Genomic DNA, 16,824 nt, shown 5'->3' with positions numbered 1-16,824 from the left:
CCTGCACGGCTGCGGCCGGCGCCTCGGTTTCCCGGCCTACCCCGCCGGCAAACGCGCCGCCAGGGCCGCCGCGCGGGCGGCGAGGAAGGCCCGTTCGGCCGCGTTGTCCGTCCGGGCGACGGCCGTCCGGTACGCCTCGACGGCCGCCCCGCCCCGGCCGAGGCGGGCCAGCAGGTCGGCACGGACCGCGTGGTACACGTGGTAGCCGGTGAGGTCGAGGCGGTCCACCTCGGCCAGCGCGTCCGCCGCGCCGGCCACCTCGGCGAGCGCGACGCCCCGGTTCAGCGCCACCACCGGGCCGGGGGCGACCACCGCCAGCTGGTCGTACAGCGCAAGGATCTGCGCCCAGTCGGTGTCGGCGGCGCGCGACGCGTCGCTGTGCACGGCGGCGATCGCGGCCTGGATCTGGTACGGGCCGGGCCGGTCGCGGCGCAGGCAGCGGCGGACCAGCGCCTGTCCCTCGGCGATCAGGCTGGTGTCCCACCGGTCGCGGTCCTGCTCGGGCAGCGTCACCAGGTCACCGTCGACGTAGAGCGTCATCGTCGCTCCTCGCGTGGCGGCCGGACGATCGCCGGCCTCTCATCCTCCACACGATCGGCCGCCGCCCGAATCGACAGGCCGGCGGGAAACAGGTCGGCGAGTCATGCGCCGGGTGCTGGCGGGTAAGCGGCGCCGGTGAGCGACGGCATGCGGGTGGTCGTGGTCGGCGCCGGCTTCTCCGGGCTCGCGGCCGCGCTGGCGCTCAGTCGCGCCGGCGCCCGGGTGCGGGTGCTGGAGGCCCGCGACCGGGTCGGCGGGCGGGTGCTGACCCGCCGGCTGGCCGACGGCACCCAACTCGACCTGGGCGCCCAGTGGATCGGCCCGACCCAGGACCGGATGTACGCGCTGGTCGCCGAGCACGGACTGGACACCTTCGCCACGGCGGCGCTCGGCGCATCCGTGCTGCTCTGGGCCGGACAGCGCCGCGCCGAACCGCCGGCGCAGGTCGGCCGGGTGCTCGGCCTGCTCGACGAGTACGCCGCGCGGCTGGACCCGGCGGCACCCTGGCAGGCCCCGGAGGCCGCGCAGTGGGACCGGACGATCCTCGGCGGGTGGCTGCGCGGCACGGCCGGGGACGACGACACCGCCGCCTACCTCGGGCGGCTGCTCGCCGGCGGGCTGCTGGCCACCGGCGCGGACGAGGTGTCCCTGCTGCATCTGCTGTTCTACCTGCGCAGCGCCGGCGGCACCGGACCGCTGCTGGGGATGGCCGGCGGCGCGCAGCAGGACCGGATCGTGGGTGGGCCGCCGCTGCTGGCCGAACGGATGGCGGCGGCGCTGCCGCCGGGGGCGCTGACCCTCGCCGCACCGGTGCGGACGATCGGCCAGAGCGTCGACGGGGTGACGGCGTGGACGGACACCGGGCGCGTCGACGCCGACGCGGCGGTGGTCGCCGTGCCGCCGGCACTGGCCGGCCGGATCCGGTACGACCCGCCGCTGCCCGCGCTGCGCGACGGGCTCACCCAACGGATGCCGATGGGTTCGGCGCTGAAGGTGCACGCCGTCTACCCGGAGCCGTTCTGGCGTGCCGACGGACTTTCCGGCGTGGCCACCAGCAGCGCGGGTCTGCTCACCGAGACGGTCGACAACTCCACACCGACCTCGCCGCTCGGGGTGCTGACCGGGTTCAGCTACTCCTCCGACGCCGCCGTGCTGCGGGAGATGGCCCCCGCGCGGCGGCGGCAGTGCCTGCTGGAGGCGTTCGCCGCCGTGGTCGGGCCGCACGCCGAGGATCCGGTGGACCTCGTCGAGTACGACTGGTCGGCCGACGAGTGGACCCGGGGGTGTTTCAGCGGTGCGCTCACCCCCGGCGCCTGGCGGACGTACGGCCCTTCGTTGCGGGCGCCGGTGGGGCGGGTGCACTGGGCGGGCACCGAGACGGCGACCCGCTGGAGCGGCTACCTGGAGGGCGCGGTGCGCGCCGGTGAACGGGCGGCGGCCGAGGTGCTGGCGGGTTGACGGGGACGACCGAGGCCGGCCCGGTCTCGGCGGGACCGGGCCGGCTCGGCCCAGGGTGCGTCCCGGCCGGCCCGGGCCGTCAGACGGATCGGGCCGGCGCGGGCGCCCCGGTCACGGGTAGGTGGTCAGGTACACCGTCTGGTTGGCCGCGTTCGCGGTGCCACCGGCGTTGTTGATCACCCGGTTGATGGTGCCGACGCCACCGAGGGAGACGGTGACCATGTTGGTGAAGCGCACGTTCGGGTTGACGGGCACCTCGAAGGACCGTTCCTCGACGACGGCCGGGTTGACGTTGAAGTAGCTGTAGCTGCCCAGCCCCCACGCCTGGTGGCTGGTCACCGAGTCCGCGACCTTGTAGGCGGCGTAACCCCTGGTCGACCCGTTCATCCAGGCCGCCTGGTTCGGTACGTCGTACGGCAGCTCGTTCTGGTAGAAGTACGTCCGGCCGCCGTTGCCGTTCCAGACGGTCTGGTACTTCTGGTAGTGCTCGACGAAGAGGCCGTACATGGTGACGTTGTCGCCGTTGACGGTGAGCCCGGTGTCGGCCGTGTTGAGCGTCCACCCGGTCGGTACGCCGCTGGCGGCGTGGTCGGCCCGCCACAGCCACATGTGGTCGCCGATCACGTTGTCGCTGTTGACGGTCAGCGTGTTGGTGGCCTTGCCGACGTGCGGCCCGCCGATGCGGAAGAACACGTCGTGCAGCGAGGTCGGGTTCGTGGCGTGGCTGGCGGACGAGCCGGACGGCCCGACCTCCATCAGCACCGGCGAGTTGGTCGTACCGGCCTCGAACATGATGCCGGCCACCTTGACGCCGTCCACATCGGCCACCCGCATGCCCACCGCGCCGTTGTCGGCCTGGATGGTGGCCAGGCCGAGGCCGAGGATGACCGTGTCGGCCCGGTTGACCTGGATCGGCTCGGTGACGTGGTGCACGCCCGGGGTGAACAGCAGGTGCCGCCCCTGGGCGAGGGCCGCGTTGATGGTGGCGGCGCTGGTGCCGGGCTGGACGACGTAGAACTGCGACAGCGAGATGGACGACCCGGCCGGGGTCTTGTTGTACCAGCTCGTGCCGGTGGAGTTGGCGCGCAGCGAGGGCACGAAGACCCGGTACTCACCGCTGCCGTCGACGTAGAGGAACGGCTTCTCCCGGACCGTCGGGGTCTGCGCGATGACGGTGTGCGACGGGTTGGGGAAGCTCGGCGCCGGCGCGCCGACGACCCCCTGGAAGACCATGTTCCACACCGAGCCGGTCCAGCCGTTGCCGAACTCGCTGTTACGCGAGTACCACTGCTGCTGCGAGCCGGAGACGACCAGGCCGTCGATGCGGGTGTCGGCCAGCAGACCGCCGCTGGACCAGCCGTCGCCGCCGTTCCAGAGCTGGATCTGGTTCTGCGCGCCGCGCAGGTGCATCCGCCGGTACGGCGCGGCCTGCGACACCGCCCAGCGCTCCACGGTCTGCCCGGCGGGCAGGGTGACCGAGAGGTTCTCGGCGGCCCGCCAGAAGTTCTGGGTGGCGTTGCCGCCCATCCAGAACGCCTCGGTGCGGACGTGGCCGTTGAGGTTGACGTCGTCCGGGCTCATGCCGAGCCCGGCGACCTGGGTGAAGAAGCCGAGGTTGACGTCGGCGGTGTAGGTGCCGGGCTTGAACAGCACCGCGTAACGCTGCGGGCCGAACTGGTTGGTCTCCTGTTGGGTGAAGAGCGTGTTCAGTCGACTCTGGATGGTCGACGTCGGCGTGCTCGGGTCGAAGACGTACGTGTTCGGCCCGAGGTTGGGGTTGTACGGGTCGGTCGTGCCGACCGGGGGTTCGGTGGTGCCGCCGCCGGTCGTGTTCACCGCCAGCTCCCACAGCGAGTAGCCGTAGGCGGTGCCCCGGGCGGTGCCGTACATCCGCAGGTACCGGCCGCTGCCGGTGACGCTGAGGGACTGCGTGCCGCCGGTGGCCGTGGTGGTCGAGTAGATCGTGGTCCAGGTGGTGCCGTCGGCCGAGGTCTGCAGCTGGAAGGCCCGGGCGTACGCGGCTTCCCAGGTGAGCACGACCCGGCAGATCGTCCGGGTGCTGCCGAGGTCGACGCGCAGCCACTGCGGGTCGCTGGCGGCGCTGGCCCACCGGGTGCCGGTGTTGCCGTCGACGGCGGCCGAGGCCGGGGTGCCGGCGTTCTCGGTGGACGAGGCGGTCGCCGGACGACCCTGGGACAGCAGGGTGGGAGCGGCCTGCGCCGGGGCGGTGGCGACGGCGGGGGTCAGGGCCGCGACCAGGGTCACGGCGAGTCCGGCGAGGAGGTGCCGGGTGGTACGCCGGGGACGCGGGCGTACGGATGTAGCACGAGATGTCATGACATCGCCTGTCGATAGGGCGTTACGGACGCCACGCGGGTGGGGGTCAGACTCGCCCGTGGTGCCGTGGGTGGTGCCGCCGATGCGGCGCCGCGGGGAGGAGAGCGCTCTCGTAGGAGTGTTGCGGCGAGATTGCGACGGCGTCAAGGGATCGATCTATAACACTGTTATTTATCCCGAGGGCTCACTTTTGTGTAATTTGCCGCCCGCGCCATCGTCGCCCTGTCCGGGCCCCCGCCCCATCCGCCGGTGATCAAGAGGTTTGCGTCAGGACGAGCCTGATTCCTGACGCAAACCTCTTGATCACCAAAGGGGGGTCAGCGGCGGACGCCGCCTTCGGTGAGGAAGCGGGCGATCGGGAGGGTGGCCGCTCCCAGCGCCACCGCGTCGACGCCGAGGCGGCACAGTTCGATCGACGCCTGCTCGTACGGCTGGCGCAGCGCCTGCCGCCCGGCGGCCTCGCGGACCGCCGGCAGCAGGTCACCCAGCGCCATCGCCGCCCAGCCGCCGAGCACCACCCGCTCGGGGTTGAACAGGTTGATCAGGTTGGCCACCCCCGCGCCGAGGTAGCCGGCGGTGTCGTCCAGCACCCGGCGAGCGGTGGCCGACGACGTGGCGGCGGCGACCAGCGCGGCGAGCTGCGACTCCTCGTCCTCGCCCGGCACGGCGCGACCCCGACGCGCCTCGCGGTAGCGGTCGATGATCGCCTCCGCGCCCACGTACGCCTCCAGGCAGCCGCGCGCGCCGCACCGGCAGGCCCGGCCGCCGTACACCAGGGTGGTGTGCCCCCACTCCCCCGCGCTGCTGGACGCGCCCCGGTAGGTGGCTCCGTTGGTCACCACCGACGCGCCGACACCGGAGCCGACCAGCGCGAAGACGGCATGCCGGGCACCTCGGCCGGCGCCGAACCACATCTCGGCCTGGCCGAGGGTCTTCGCGCCGTTGTCGATGTGCAGCGGCAGGTCGGTGCCGGCGCCGATCAGGCGTTCCAGCGGCACCCGGTCCCAGCCGAGGGCCTGGGCGTGCACGACCGCCTCGACGCCCTGCTCGACCACGCCGGAGACGCCGACGCCGACCCCGAGCACGTCGGCGGGGGCCACGCCGGCCTGCCCGGTCACCGCGCCGATGCCGGCCAGCACGTGCCCGGCCACCAGGTCGGGTTCGGTGCGCGCCGGGTCGAGGGGGTACTCGACGCTGGCCAGCAGGGTCATCGCGAAGTCGAACAGCTCGACCCGGACCCGGGTCTCGCCGACGTCGACGCCGATCACGAAGGCGAAGCGGGGCGCGATCCGCAGCAGCATGCTGGGGCGGCCACCGTCGGACTCGGCGGCGCCGGCCTCGGCGACCAGCCCCTCGTCGATCAGGTCGGCCACCACGTTGCTCACCGCCGGCTGGCTCAACCCGGTGCTGCGCACCAGGTCCTGCCGGGTGAGCGGGCCGTCGAGGAAGAGCTTGGTCAGCAGGGCGGACCGGTTGCGCAGCCGCACGCTGCGGTTGGTGGCACGCACCAGCTCCACTCGTCACCTCGTTCCCGTCGGCCGTTCGAGGCGACTGTAACCGCCCCGTGCTTGACGACCCACCAGCCAGCAACTTTAATGACGACATAAATTAAGCCGTGATGTAACTCCCGGGAAACGCCGACGGACACCCGACGGCGCACCCCCGAACCCTGTCCGCAGCCGGCCGACCGTCGCCCCGACCCCTATCGACGACGGAGTCCGGCGGACCCCCACCACGCACCGGAAGGGCTGACCGTGTCGAGACGACACCTCGGGATATTCACCGCCGCCGTACTGGCCGCCGCCTCACTGACGGCCTGCGGCGGCTCCGGCGACGACTCCGCCGCTTCGCCGAAGACGCTCACCTACTGGGCCAGCAACCAGGGTGCCAGCCTGGAGGCCGACAAGACCATCCTCCAGCCCGAGCTGGACAAGTTCGAGAAGCAGACCGGCATCAAGGTCACCGTCGAGGTGGTCCCCTGGTCTGACCTGCTCAACCGGCTGCTCGCGGCCGCCACCTCGGGCAAGGGCCCGGACGTGGTCAACATCGGCAACACCTGGTCGGCGTCGTTGCAGGCCACCGGCGCGCTGGTCGAGTTCGACGACGCCACCCTGCAGGCCGTCGGCGGCAAGGACCGGATCGTGCCCGCCGCGCTCGCCGCCGCTGGCGCCCCCGGCAAGCCGCCGGCCGCCGTGCCGCTCTACAGCATGGCGTACAGCCTGTACTACAACAAGAAGTCGTTCGCCGACGCCGGCATCACCGCGCCGCCGACCACCTGGGAGCAACTCGCCGAGTACGGCAAGAAGCTCAGCACCGGCGGCAAGTGGGGCCTGGCGATCGAGGGGGCCAACCCGTCGGAGAACGCCCACCACGCCTTCACCTTCAGCCAGCAGTACGGCGGTGAGTGGTTCGACTCGGCCGGCAAGCCGACCTTCGACACCCCGCAGAACGTCTCGGCGATCAAGCGCTACATCGACTTCATGGCCGCCGACAAGATCACCAACCCGAGCAACGCCGAGTACGCGCAGAACCAGTCGGTGTCCGACTTCGCCAACGGCAAGGCCGCCATGCTGCTCTGGCAGTCCGCCGGCTCGAACCTGAAGACGCAGAACATGCCCGCCGACGCGTACGGTGTGGCCCCGGTGCCGTTCCTGGCCAGCCCGCCGGCCGGCGGCAAGAAGATCAACAGCATGGTCGCCGGGATCAACATGGCCGTCTTCAAGCACACCAAGAACAAGGACGGCGCGCTGAGCTTCGTGAAGTTCATGACCAGCGACGAGGAGCAGACGATCCTCAACAAGACGTACGGCTCGCTGCCGGCGGTGAAGACCGCGGGCTCCGACCCGGCGTTCAGCGCCACCGAGCAGAAGACGATCCAGGAGACCCTGGTCACCACCGCGGCCCCGCTGCCGCAGGTGCCCGAGGAGAGCACCTTCGAGACCCTGGTCGGCACCGCGATGAAGGAGCTGTTCGCGGACGCGGCCAGCGGCAAGCCGGTCACCGAGGCGTCGGTGAAGGCGAAGCTGACCGACGCGCAGCAGAAGATGCGCTGACCCAGGCGTCACCGGTGGCCGTGGCCGGGCGCTGAGCCCGGCCACGGCCACCGCCTCCGAGAGGACCCCGATGGCAACCAGCACCACCGCGCCGGACGCCGACCGGCGCGAACCCCGGGCCGGGTCACCCGCCCGGGTGCCGGCCCGCCGGCCCCGCGGCCCACGCCGCTCGCTCCTGCCGTACCTGCTGCTCGCACCGGCCATCGTGCTGGAACTCGCCATCCACGTGATCCCGATGGTGGTCGGGGTCTGGATGAGCCTGCTGGAGCTGACCCAGTTCCACATCCGCGACTGGTCCACCGCCCCCTTCGTCGGGCTGGAGAACTACCGGGCGACGCTCGACCTGAACAGCGCCGCCGGCAAGGAGCTGCTGCACTCGTTCTGGGTGACGCTGGTCTACAGCCTGCTCTCGGTCGGGTTCGCCTGGCTGCTCGGCATCTCGGCGGCGGTCGTCCTGCAAAAGCCGTTCCGTGGACGGGCCATCCTGCGGGCGCTGTTCCTCACCCCGTACGCGCTGCCGGTGTACGCCGCCGTGATCACCTGGAGCTTTTTGCTGCAACGTGACACCGGCCTGGTCAACCACGTGCTCGTCGACCAGCTCGGGCTGCTCGACGACCGGCCGTTCTGGTTGATCGGCGACAACAGCTTCTGGTCGCTGCTGGTGGTGTCGGTCTGGCGCAACTGGCCGTTCGCGTTCCTCTGCCTGATGGCCGGGCTGCAGAACGTGCCTGGCGAGCTGTACGAGGCCGCCGCCATCGACGGCGCCGGGTTCTGGCGCCGGCTGCGCTCGGTCACCCTGCCCATGCTGCGGCCGGTGAACCTGGTGCTGCTGCTGGTGCTGTTCCTCTGGACCTTCAACGACTTCAACACTCCGTTCGTGCTCTTCGGCGGCTCGGCGCCCGAGCAGGCCGACCTGATCTCCATCCACATCTACCGCAGCTCCTTCAAGACCTGGGACTTCGGGTCCGGCTCGGCGATGTCGGTGGCACTGCTGCTGTTCCTGCTGGTCGTCTCGGCCGCGTACCTGCTGATCACCAACCGCCGGAGGGACGACCATGCGTGAGACCGCCGGTGAGCGCTGGGGCCGGCGCATCGTGCTGACCCTGCTCACCCTCTTCGTCGTCATACCGCTGTACGTGATGGTCACCTCGGCGGCGAAGCCGTTGCAGGACGTCCAGAACGGCTTCACCTGGTGGCCCAGCCGGCCGACCCTGCAACCGTTCGTCGACATGTGGAGCACCGTGCCGCTGGCCCGGTACCTGGTGAACAGCCTCGTGGTGTCGAGCATCGCGGCGGTCTGCTCGGTGGCGGTGGCCATCTTCGCCGCGTTCGCGGTGAGCCGGTACCGGTTCCGCGGTCGGGGCGTCTTCTCGGTGACCGTGCTGTCCACCCAGATGTTCCCGGGCATCCTGTTCCTGCTGCCGCTGTTCCTCATCTACGTCAACCTGGGCAACGCCACCGGCATCGAGCTGTACGCCAGCCGTACCGGCCTGGTGATCACGTACCTGACCTTCTCGCTGCCGTTCTCGATCTGGATGCTGGTCGGCTACTTCGACTCGATCCCCCGCGGGTTGGACGAGGCGGCGCAGGTCGACGGCGCCGGACCACTGCGCACCCTGTTCCAGGTCATCCTGCCGGCCGCCGTGCCCGGCGTCGTGGCGGTCACCGTGTACGCGTTCATGACCGCCTGGGGTGAGGTGCTCTTCGCCTCGGTCATGACCGACGAGGGCAGCCGCACCCTGGCCGTCGGCCTGCAGGGCTACTCCACCCAGTTCAACGTCTACTGGAACCAGATCATGGCCGCCTCGCTGGTGGTCAGCATCCCGGTCGTCGTCGGGTTCCTCGCCCTGCAGCGCTACTTCGTCGCCGGCCTCACCGCCGGCGCGGTCAAGTGAGTCACCCAACCCCAGAGGAGAACCTTCCCGTGCCGGACCTGTCCAAGCTGCCGCCCGACTTTCTCTGGGGCGTCGCCACGGCGGCGTACCAGATCGAGGGGGCCGTCGACGTCGACGGCCGGGCGCCGTCCATCTGGGACACCTTCTCGGCGACCCCCGGCAACGTCGACAACGGCGACACCGGCGCGGTGGCCTGCGACCACTACCACCGGTGGCCGGAGGATCTCACGCTGCTGCGCCGGCTCGGCGTGGACGCGTACCGGTTCTCGGTGGCCTGGCCCCGGGTGATGCCCGACGGCGTCGGTCGGGTCAACCCCGCCGGGCTGGACTTCTACGACCGGCTCGTCGACACGCTGCTCGCCGACGGGATTCGGCCGTTCGTCACGCTCTACCACTGGGATCTGCCGCAGGTCCTGCAGGACGCCGGCGGCTGGCCGGAGCGCGTCACCGCCGAGGCGTTCGCCGACTACGCGGCGGTGGTCGCCGGCCGCCTCGGCGACCGGGTGGCCGACTGGTGCACCGTCAACGAGCCGCTCTGCGTGTGCTGGATCGGGCACCTGGAGGGCACCATGGCCCCCGGCGAGCGGGACCTGACCCGCGCGGTGCACGCCTCGCACCACGTGCTGCTCGGGCACGGCCTGGCCACCCAGGCGATCCGCGCCAACGCCGCCCGGCCGGCCTCGGTGGGTCTGGTGCTCAACCTCAGCCCGATCGAGGCGGCCACCGACCGGCCCGAGGACGTCGCGGCGGCCCGCCGGGCCGATGGGCACGTCAACCGGTGGTGGCTGGACCCGATCCACGGCCGCGGCTACCCCGCCGACATGATCGCCACCTACGGGGTCGAGCCGCCGGTACGCGGCGACGACCTGACGGTGATCGCCACGCCCACCGACTTCCTCGGGGTGAACTACTACTTCCGTCAGCTGATCGTCGACGACCCGTCCGGTCCGGCGCCGTTCGCCCGCCAGGTGCCGGTGCCCGGCTCGGTGGAGACCGCGATGGGCTGGGAGGTGTACCCGGCCGGGCTGGAGCGGCTGCTGGTCGACGTGCACGAGGAGTACCGGCCGGGCCGGATCATCGTCACCGAGAGCGGCTCGGCGTGGCCGGACGAGGTCACCGCCGACGACACCGTCGAGGACAAGGAGCGCACCGACCACCTGGAACAGCACCTGGCGGCCTGCGCGGCGGCGGTGGCCCGGGGGGTGCCGCTGGACGGCTACTTCGTCTGGTCGCTGCTGGACAACTTCGAGTGGGCGTACGGCTACGACAAGCGGTTCGGGCTGGTGCACGTGGACTACGCCACCCAGCGCCGCACGGTGAAGGCCAGCGGCCTGCGCTACGCCGAGCTGATCCGCGCCCACCAGCGTCTCGCCGGCGCGACCGGCGCCGCCACGCCGGTGGCCTGAACGGGGGCGGGTGAGGTCGGGCCGCCCGGGGTCGCCGTTTCGACGGCCCCGGGCGGCCACTGCCACTCTCGCCACCCCGGGCGGCCACTGCCGGTCTGACGGCCCGGGCGGCCACTGCCGGTCTGACGGCCCGGGCGGCGACTGCCGGTCTGACGGCCCGGGCGGCGACTGCCGGTCGGCAGCGTTCACGCCGACGGCAGGTGGGCGGGGGTGTCCACGTCGACCGGGGAGCCGGCGTCGTCGCAGGGCACCTCGACCACCAGGTCCGGCCGGGCGCGCAGCAGGTCGCGGGCGCCCCGGTCACCGATGGCGTAGTCGTCCAGCAGCGGCCAGGTCTCCCGGCTCAGCAGCACCGGGTGCCCCGGCCGGCCGGCGTAGGTGGCGACCGCGATGACCGCGCCGCGCGTGTGCGCCGCGCGGACCCGGCGGATCGCCACCGGGCTGAGCGACGGCTGGTCGACGAGCACCACCACGGCCGCCGGCACGTCCGGCGGTAGCGATGCCACTCCTCGGCGCAGCGACGAGCCCAGGCCCTCGGACCAGCGGTCGTGGCGTACCGTCACCGCACCGGGCAGGTCGGGCACCTCGTCCGCGCCCGCGCCGAGCACCACGTGCACCGGCGCGCAGCCGCCGGCGTTCAGCAGCCGGACCCCCCGCCGCACCAGCGGCTCCCCGGCAAGCTCGACCAGCGCCTTCGGCCGCCCGTAGCGCCGTCCGGCGCCGGCGGCCAGCAGCAGCCCAGCGGTCATCCCGGCCACCATCCTCACGTGGCATTCGCGTTAATGACACCTGTATGTCCCCATAAAGCTAATCTGGGTACGTGCCTGGAGGATCCGAGAATCAGACAACCACCGACGAGCGATACGCGTCCCGGCTGGCCTTGACCGTGAACGACGTGCCCCGGGAGCTGACGCTGGACAACCGCACCACGCTGCTCGACACGCTGCGCGAGCACCTGGACCTGACCGGAGCTAAGAAGGGCTGCGACCATGGCCAGTGCGGCTCCTGCACTGTCCTGCTGGACGGTCAACGGGTAAAGAGCTGCCTGACCCTCGCCGTCACCCTGGACGGCCGGTCGGTGCTCACCGTGGAAGGGCTGGCCGGTCCGGACGAGCTGTCGCCGTTGCAGGCCGCGTTCATCGCCCACGACGCGTTCCAGTGCGGCTACTGCACCCCCGGGCAGCTCTGCTCCGCCCGGGCAATGCTCGACGAGGTCGACCAGGGCTGGCCCAGCGCCGTCACCGAAGACCTCGACGCACCGGCCGAGCTGACCGACGCGGAGATCCGCGAACGGATGGCCGGCAACCTGTGCCGCTGCGCCGCGTACCCGCACATCGTCGCGGCGGTCCGCGAAACGGCGGCGGTCCGATGAAGCCGTTCCGCTACCACCGGCCGGCCGACGTTGCCGACGCCGTCGCCGTGCTGGCCGCCGAGCCGCAGGCGGCCTACCTCGCCGGCGGGACCAACCTGGTGGACCTCATGAAACTCGGGGTACAGCGCCCCGACGTGCTGGTGGACGTGAACCGGCTACCCCTGGACACCGTCGAGGAGTTGCCCGACGGCGGGCTGCGGATCGGCGCGACGGTGCGCAACAGCCACCTCGCCGCCCACCCGACGGTCCGCCGCGACTACCCGGTACTGACCCGCGCCCTGCTCGCCGCCGCCTCCGGGCAGCTGCGCAACATGGCGACCACGGGCGGCAACCTGTTGCAGCGTACCCGCTGCCCGTACTTCCAGGACACCAGCAAGGCGTGCAACAAGCGCGACCCGGGCAGCGGATGCGCCGCCCTGCACGGCGTGAACCGCGACCTCGCGGTGCTGGACTGGTCCGAGCAGTGCGTGGCCACCAACCCGTCGGACATGGCCGTCGCCCTCGCCGTGCTCGACGCCGTGGTGGAGGTGCACGACACCGACGGTGTACGGGACGTCCCGCTAGCCGACCTGTATCGCTCACCCGGCGCGCATCCGGAGCGCGAAACCACCCTGGCGCGCGGTGCGCTGATCACGGCCGTACGGTTGCCGGCGCTACCGGCCGCGCGCCGCTCGACGTACCTCAAGGCGCGCGACCGGGCGTCCTTCGCCTTCGCCGCCGGCTCGGTGGCCGCGGTGTTGGACCTCGACGGTGACGTCATCCGCGACGTGCGGCTGGCGTACGGGGCGCTGGCCCACCGTCCATGGCGGGCCTACCGGGCCGAGCAGGAGCTGCGCGGCCACCCATTCAGCCCCGAGCTGGTAGCGCGGGCCGCCGACGCCGAGCTGGCCGAGGCCCGTCCGCTCAGCGAGAACGGCTTCAAGCTGCCCCTGACCCGATCCATCACCGTACGAGTGCTCAGCGGACTTGCAGGGAGGGCGCAATCGTGAGCGCAGGCGCGATCGGTCAGGCGCATCCGCGCCTGGAGGGCCGGGAGAAGGTCACCGGGACGGCCCGTTACGCGATGGAGTACCCGGTCGACGGCGTCACCTACGGCTGGGTGGTACCGGCAGCGGTGGTGCGGGGCCGGATCACCCACATCGACACGACGGAGGCCCTCGCCTCGCCCGGCGTGCTGGCCGTCGTGCACCACGGCAACGCGCCCCGGCTCGCGACCACCCCCGGGCCGAACCTGTGGTTACTCCAGGATCCCGCGGTGCACTACCGGGGGCAGTACGTCGCGGTGGTGGTGGCCACCACCCTGGAGGCGGCCCGCGAGGGTGCCCAGCTGGTGCGCATCGAGTACGACGCGGGACCGCACACCACAGTGCTTACTGACGACCACCCGGGCCTGTACAAGCCCGACCACGTCAACCCCGCCTACCCGACGGACACCGCGGAGGGGGACTTCGACGCGGGGTACGCGGCCGCCCAGGTGCGAGTGGACGCCACCTACCGGACCCCGGCCTACCACAACAACCCCATGGAGCCACACGCCACCACGGCGCAGTGGACCGACGGGCGGCTGCTCGTGCACGACTCCAACCAGGGCGCGACATCGGTGCGGGCCACCCTCGCCGAACTGTTCGACGTGCCCCGGGAGTCGGTCCGGGTGATCGCCGAGCATGTCGGCGGGGGCTTCGGCAGCAAGGGGTACGCCAAGCCCGCAGTGGTGCTGGCCGCCCTCGCCGCCCGGCACGTGGACCGGCCGGTGAAACTGGCGCTGACCCGCCAGCAGATCTTCGGGCCGATCGGCTACCGCACCCCCACCATCCAACGGGTCCGCCTCGCCGCCGACACCGACGGGCGGCTCACCGCGATCAGCCATGACTCGATCAGTCAGACCTCACAGATCCTCGAGTACACCGAGTCGGTCGCCGTCTACACCCGCAGTATGTACGCGGCCCCGCACCGCCGCACCACCCACCGGGTGACCCGCCTCGACGTGCCCACCCCCTTCTGGATGCGGGCCCCGGGCGAGTGCCCCGGCGCGTACGCCCTGGAGTCTGCGATGGACGAACTGGCCGTCGCCACCGGCATCGACCCGGTGGAGCTGCGCATCCGCAACGACACCGAGATCGACCCCGACCAGGGAGCGCCGTTCACCAGCCGCAATCTGGTGGCCTGCCTACGCGAGGGCGCTCAGCGGTTCGGCTGGGCCGACCGGAATCCGACACCCCGGTCCCGCCGCGAGGGGCGTTTCCTCATCGGCTCCGGCGTGGCCGGGTCGGCCTATCCGAGCCAGTCCGTCCCGGCCTCGGCACGGATCACCGCCCGCCCCGACGGCGGTTTCCTGGTCCAGATCAACGCCACCGACATCGGCACCGGCGCGCGTACGGCGCTGTGGCTGGTCGCCGCCGACGCCTTGCAGGTGCCGCCGGAGCGCATCGAGATCAGGATCGGTGACAGCGAGCTGCCCGCCGCCCCGGTGGCCGGCGCCTCGATGGGCACCTCGAGCTGGAGCTGGGCGGTGATCCGTGCCGGTGAGGCGCTGCGCGGGAAGCTGCGCGACGGGGTACCGCCGGACGCCGAGGTGAGCGCCGAGGTGGACACCTCCGCCGAGCTGAACGCCCAGGCCAGGAAGCCCAAGTTCACGTACGGAGCACAGTTCGTCGAGGTCCGGGTGGACACGACCACCGGCGAGATACGGCTCAACCGGATGCTGGGCGTGTTCACGGCCGGTCGGATCGTCAACCCGACGACGGCGCGCAGCCAGCTCATCGGCGGCATGACGATGGGCGTGTCGATGGCGCTACACGAGGGGGGCCTGTTCGACGAGCGCTACGGCGACTGGGTCAACCACGACCTGGGCACCTACCACATCACGGCCTGCGCGGACGTGGAGTCCATCGAGGCGTACTGGTTGGACGAGCGCGACGACGAGCTGAACGCGGCCGGGGTGAAGGGCATCGGCGAGGTCGGAATCGTCGGTGCGGCGGCGGCGGTCGCCAACGCCGTCTACCACGCCACCGGGGTACGGATCCGCGACCTGCCGATCCAGCTCGACAAACTCATCGGAACATCAGCACTGGCTTAAATAAGCTGTTGGTGATATAACTGTCGCCGTGCACGCCTTCGACGTGCTGGGCGATCCGGTCCGGCGCCGCATCCTGGAGCTGCTCGCCACCGGCGAGCAGCCCGCCGGCGCCCTCAGTGCGGTGATCCGCGACGAGTTCGGCATCTCCCAGCCCGCCGTGTCCCAACACCTCAAGGTGTTGCGGGACAACGGCTTCGCCACCGTGCGCCCGGACGGCACCCGGCGGCTCTACGCGGTCGACCCCGGCCCCCTGCGCGAGGTCGACGGCTGGCTGGAGCACTTCCGCCAGTTCTGGACGCCACCCCTGGCGGCACTCGCCACCGAGCTTGCCCGGGGTCGACGCGAGCGTCGGCTCCGCGGGTCGGCCGACACACCCGACGAGAGGAACACCTGATGATCGACGCGACCGAGCAGATCAACGCCGTGCGACGCCAGGTCGGCACCCGCACCCTGGAGGCCGGTGAGGCACGGGTGAGCACCATCAGCCAGACCTACCGGGCGACGCTCGACGATCTGTGGGACGCCTGCACCAACGCCGAGCGCATCCCGCGCTGGTTCCTCCCGATCACCGGTGACCTGCGCCTGCACGGCACGTACCAGCTAGAGGGCAACGCCGGCGGCACCGTCGAGAGCTGCGAGCCGCCGCACCGCTTCACCGCCACCTGGGAGATGGGCGGCGAGGTGAGCTGGATCGAGGTGCGACTCACCCCGGTCGACGACGAGCACACCCGCTTCGAGCTGGACCACATCGCCCACGTCGACCAGGACCGGTGGGCCCAGTTCGGGCCGGGCGCCGTCGGCGTCGGCTGGGACCTGGGGCTCTTCGGCCTCGCCTCGTACCTGGCCGGCGACGGCAGCGGCGTCCGGCCGGAGGACAGCGCCGAGTGGATGGCCTCCGACGAGGGCCGGCGGGCCATGGAGTTGAGCAGCCGGCTCTGGGGTGAGGCGAGCATCGCCGCCGGCACCGACGCCGACGAGGCGCGGGCCGCCGCCGAGCGCACCACCGCCTTCTACACTGGCGCACCGGCCGCCTGAGACCGGCCGCGGCGGCCGGGTAACGTGCTGCGGCATGACCGGTACGCCGTACTCGCACTGCTCCTCCTGCGGCGCGGCCTACCCGGCGACGGCCGGGTGGCCGCGCGTCTGCGCGGTCTGCGGCGAGACCGTCTGGCGCAACCCGCTGCCCGTCGCGGTGGCGGTGCTGCCGGTCCGCACCGCCGCCGGCCTGGGCGTGGTGGTGGTCCGCCGGGACATCGAGCCCGCCCGGGGGCAGCTCGCGCTGCCCGGCGGCTTCATCGAGTACGGCGAGGAGTGGTCCGACGCGCTCGTTCGTGAGCTGCGGGAAGAGACCGGTCTGGTCGCGGCGGCCGCGGACGTCCGCCTGTTCGCGGTGCACAGCGCCCCGGCGGGTGCCACCATGATGGTCTTCGGGGTGCTGCCCGAACGCGCTGCCGAGGACCTGCCACCGTCGACGCCCACCGACGAGGCGACCGAGTGGCTGGTGCTCACCGACCCGGTCGAGTTGGCGTTCTCCACCCACACGCGCGTCCTGGCCGACTTCCTCACCCCCGGCAACCCAACCTGACCCCGCGCCGCCCGCGCAAGATCGTGCTCGATCCTGGTTGTAGTGGTATCCGCAGGCGGCGCGGGCCGGCGCGGGCGGCGCGGGGTCAGGTTGGGTTGCCGG

The 16,824-nt window shown here is 72.0% G+C and carries 15 protein-coding genes; 11 read left to right on the top strand and 4 right to left on the bottom strand.

Annotated features, from left to right (window positions below; all coding sequences use genetic code 11):
* Nucleotides 1–36: 36 nt before the first annotated feature.
* A complete protein-coding gene (locus tag F8271_RS12185; protein ID WP_370461899.1) occupies nucleotides 37–540 on the bottom strand; it encodes a hypothetical protein in 504 nt (167 codons plus the stop codon).
* A 135-nt stretch (nucleotides 541–675) separates the two neighbouring features.
* Between F8271_RS12185 and F8271_RS12180 the strand changes: the two genes are divergently transcribed.
* Complete coding sequence (locus tag F8271_RS12180; RefSeq protein ID WP_225854453.1) at nucleotides 676–1,998, top strand: FAD-dependent oxidoreductase; 1,323 nt, start codon at nucleotides 676–678, stop codon at nucleotides 1,996–1,998.
* A 111-nt stretch (nucleotides 1,999–2,109) separates the two neighbouring features.
* Here the strand turns inward: F8271_RS12180 and F8271_RS12175 are convergent, their stop codons facing one another.
* Together F8271_RS12175 and F8271_RS12170 are read right to left on the bottom strand one after the other, a co-directional pair.
* Nucleotides 2,110–4,335 (bottom strand): discoidin domain-containing protein, encoded by a 2,226-nt coding sequence (locus F8271_RS12175; RefSeq protein WP_151489807.1) that lies wholly within the window; start codon nucleotides 4,333–4,335, stop codon nucleotides 2,110–2,112.
* A 317-nt stretch (nucleotides 4,336–4,652) separates the two neighbouring features.
* Nucleotides 4,653–5,852, bottom strand: a complete 1,200-nt coding sequence (locus F8271_RS12170; RefSeq protein ID WP_151489806.1) for an ROK family transcriptional regulator — start codon at nucleotides 5,850–5,852, stop codon at nucleotides 4,653–4,655.
* Nucleotides 5,853–6,089: 237 nt separating this feature from the next.
* Between F8271_RS12170 and F8271_RS12165 the strand changes: the two genes are divergently transcribed.
* The 4 genes from F8271_RS12165 to F8271_RS12150 all read left to right on the top strand — a co-directional run bounded on the left by F8271_RS12165 (nucleotide 6,090) and on the right by F8271_RS12150 (nucleotide 10,689).
* On the top strand, nucleotides 6,090–7,388 hold the full coding sequence (locus F8271_RS12165; protein ID WP_151489805.1) for an ABC transporter substrate-binding protein: 1,299 nt from the start codon (nucleotides 6,090–6,092) through the stop codon (nucleotides 7,386–7,388).
* A gap of 70 nt (nucleotides 7,389–7,458) precedes the next feature.
* On the top strand, nucleotides 7,459–8,451 hold the full coding sequence (locus tag F8271_RS12160) for a carbohydrate ABC transporter permease (RefSeq protein WP_151489804.1): 993 nt from the start codon (nucleotides 7,459–7,461) through the stop codon (nucleotides 8,449–8,451).
* Nucleotides 8,444–9,283, top strand: coding sequence for a carbohydrate ABC transporter permease (locus F8271_RS12155; protein ID WP_088989328.1), 840 nt, complete (start codon nucleotides 8,444–8,446; stop codon nucleotides 9,281–9,283). The genes F8271_RS12160 and F8271_RS12155 overlap by 8 nt, the downstream gene beginning before the upstream one ends.
* A gap of 29 nt (nucleotides 9,284–9,312) precedes the next feature.
* Nucleotides 9,313–10,689: a GH1 family beta-glucosidase gene (locus tag F8271_RS12150; RefSeq protein ID WP_151489803.1), complete on the top strand. Its 1,377-nt coding sequence runs from the start codon at nucleotides 9,313–9,315 to the stop codon at nucleotides 10,687–10,689.
* A 185-nt stretch (nucleotides 10,690–10,874) separates the two neighbouring features.
* Here F8271_RS12150 and F8271_RS12145 read toward each other — a convergent pair whose 3' ends face one another.
* Nucleotides 10,875–11,438 carry an NTP transferase domain-containing protein gene (locus tag F8271_RS12145; protein ID WP_225854451.1) on the bottom strand — a complete coding sequence of 188 codons (564 nt, stop codon included), beginning with the start codon at nucleotides 11,436–11,438 and terminating at the stop codon, nucleotides 10,875–10,877.
* Nucleotides 11,439–11,509: 71 nt separating this feature from the next.
* On the opposite strand from F8271_RS12145, the gene F8271_RS12140 reads away from it, so the two are divergent.
* Genes F8271_RS12140 through F8271_RS12115 form a run of 6 tightly spaced genes read left to right on the top strand, consistent with a single transcriptional unit; the run spans nucleotide 11,510 to nucleotide 16,722 of the window.
* A complete protein-coding gene (locus F8271_RS12140; protein WP_151489802.1) occupies nucleotides 11,510–12,061 on the top strand; it encodes a 2Fe-2S iron-sulfur cluster-binding protein in 552 nt (183 codons plus the stop codon).
* Nucleotides 12,058–13,050: a xanthine dehydrogenase family protein subunit M gene (locus F8271_RS12135; RefSeq protein WP_151489801.1), complete on the top strand. Its 993-nt coding sequence runs from the start codon at nucleotides 12,058–12,060 to the stop codon at nucleotides 13,048–13,050. Before F8271_RS12140 ends, F8271_RS12135 begins: the two co-directional genes overlap by 4 nt.
* Entirely contained in the window at nucleotides 13,047–15,137 is a 2,091-nt protein-coding gene (locus F8271_RS12130; RefSeq protein WP_151489800.1) for a xanthine dehydrogenase family protein molybdopterin-binding subunit, read from the top strand. Before F8271_RS12135 ends, F8271_RS12130 begins: the two co-directional genes overlap by 4 nt.
* 28 nt (nucleotides 15,138–15,165) lie before the next feature.
* Nucleotides 15,166–15,531 carry a helix-turn-helix transcriptional regulator gene (locus tag F8271_RS12125; RefSeq protein ID WP_151489799.1) on the top strand — a complete coding sequence of 122 codons (366 nt, stop codon included), beginning with the start codon at nucleotides 15,166–15,168 and terminating at the stop codon, nucleotides 15,529–15,531.
* Nucleotides 15,531–16,172 carry an SRPBCC family protein gene (locus F8271_RS12120; protein ID WP_151489798.1) on the top strand — a complete coding sequence of 214 codons (642 nt, stop codon included), beginning with the start codon at nucleotides 15,531–15,533 and terminating at the stop codon, nucleotides 16,170–16,172. Before F8271_RS12125 ends, F8271_RS12120 begins: the two co-directional genes overlap by 1 nt.
* A gap of 34 nt (nucleotides 16,173–16,206) precedes the next feature.
* Nucleotides 16,207–16,722, top strand: a complete 516-nt coding sequence (locus F8271_RS12115) for an NUDIX domain-containing protein (RefSeq protein WP_151489797.1) — start codon at nucleotides 16,207–16,209, stop codon at nucleotides 16,720–16,722.
* Nucleotides 16,723–16,824 lie beyond the last annotated feature (102 nt).

It is taken from the genome of Micromonospora sp. ALFpr18c (assembly GCF_008868155.1).
In the GTDB taxonomy this organism is placed as follows: Bacteria; Actinomycetota; Actinomycetes; order Mycobacteriales; family Micromonosporaceae; genus Micromonospora.
Note: the sequence above shows the minus strand (reverse complement) of the source record. Positions and strands in the feature narration are given on the sequence as shown.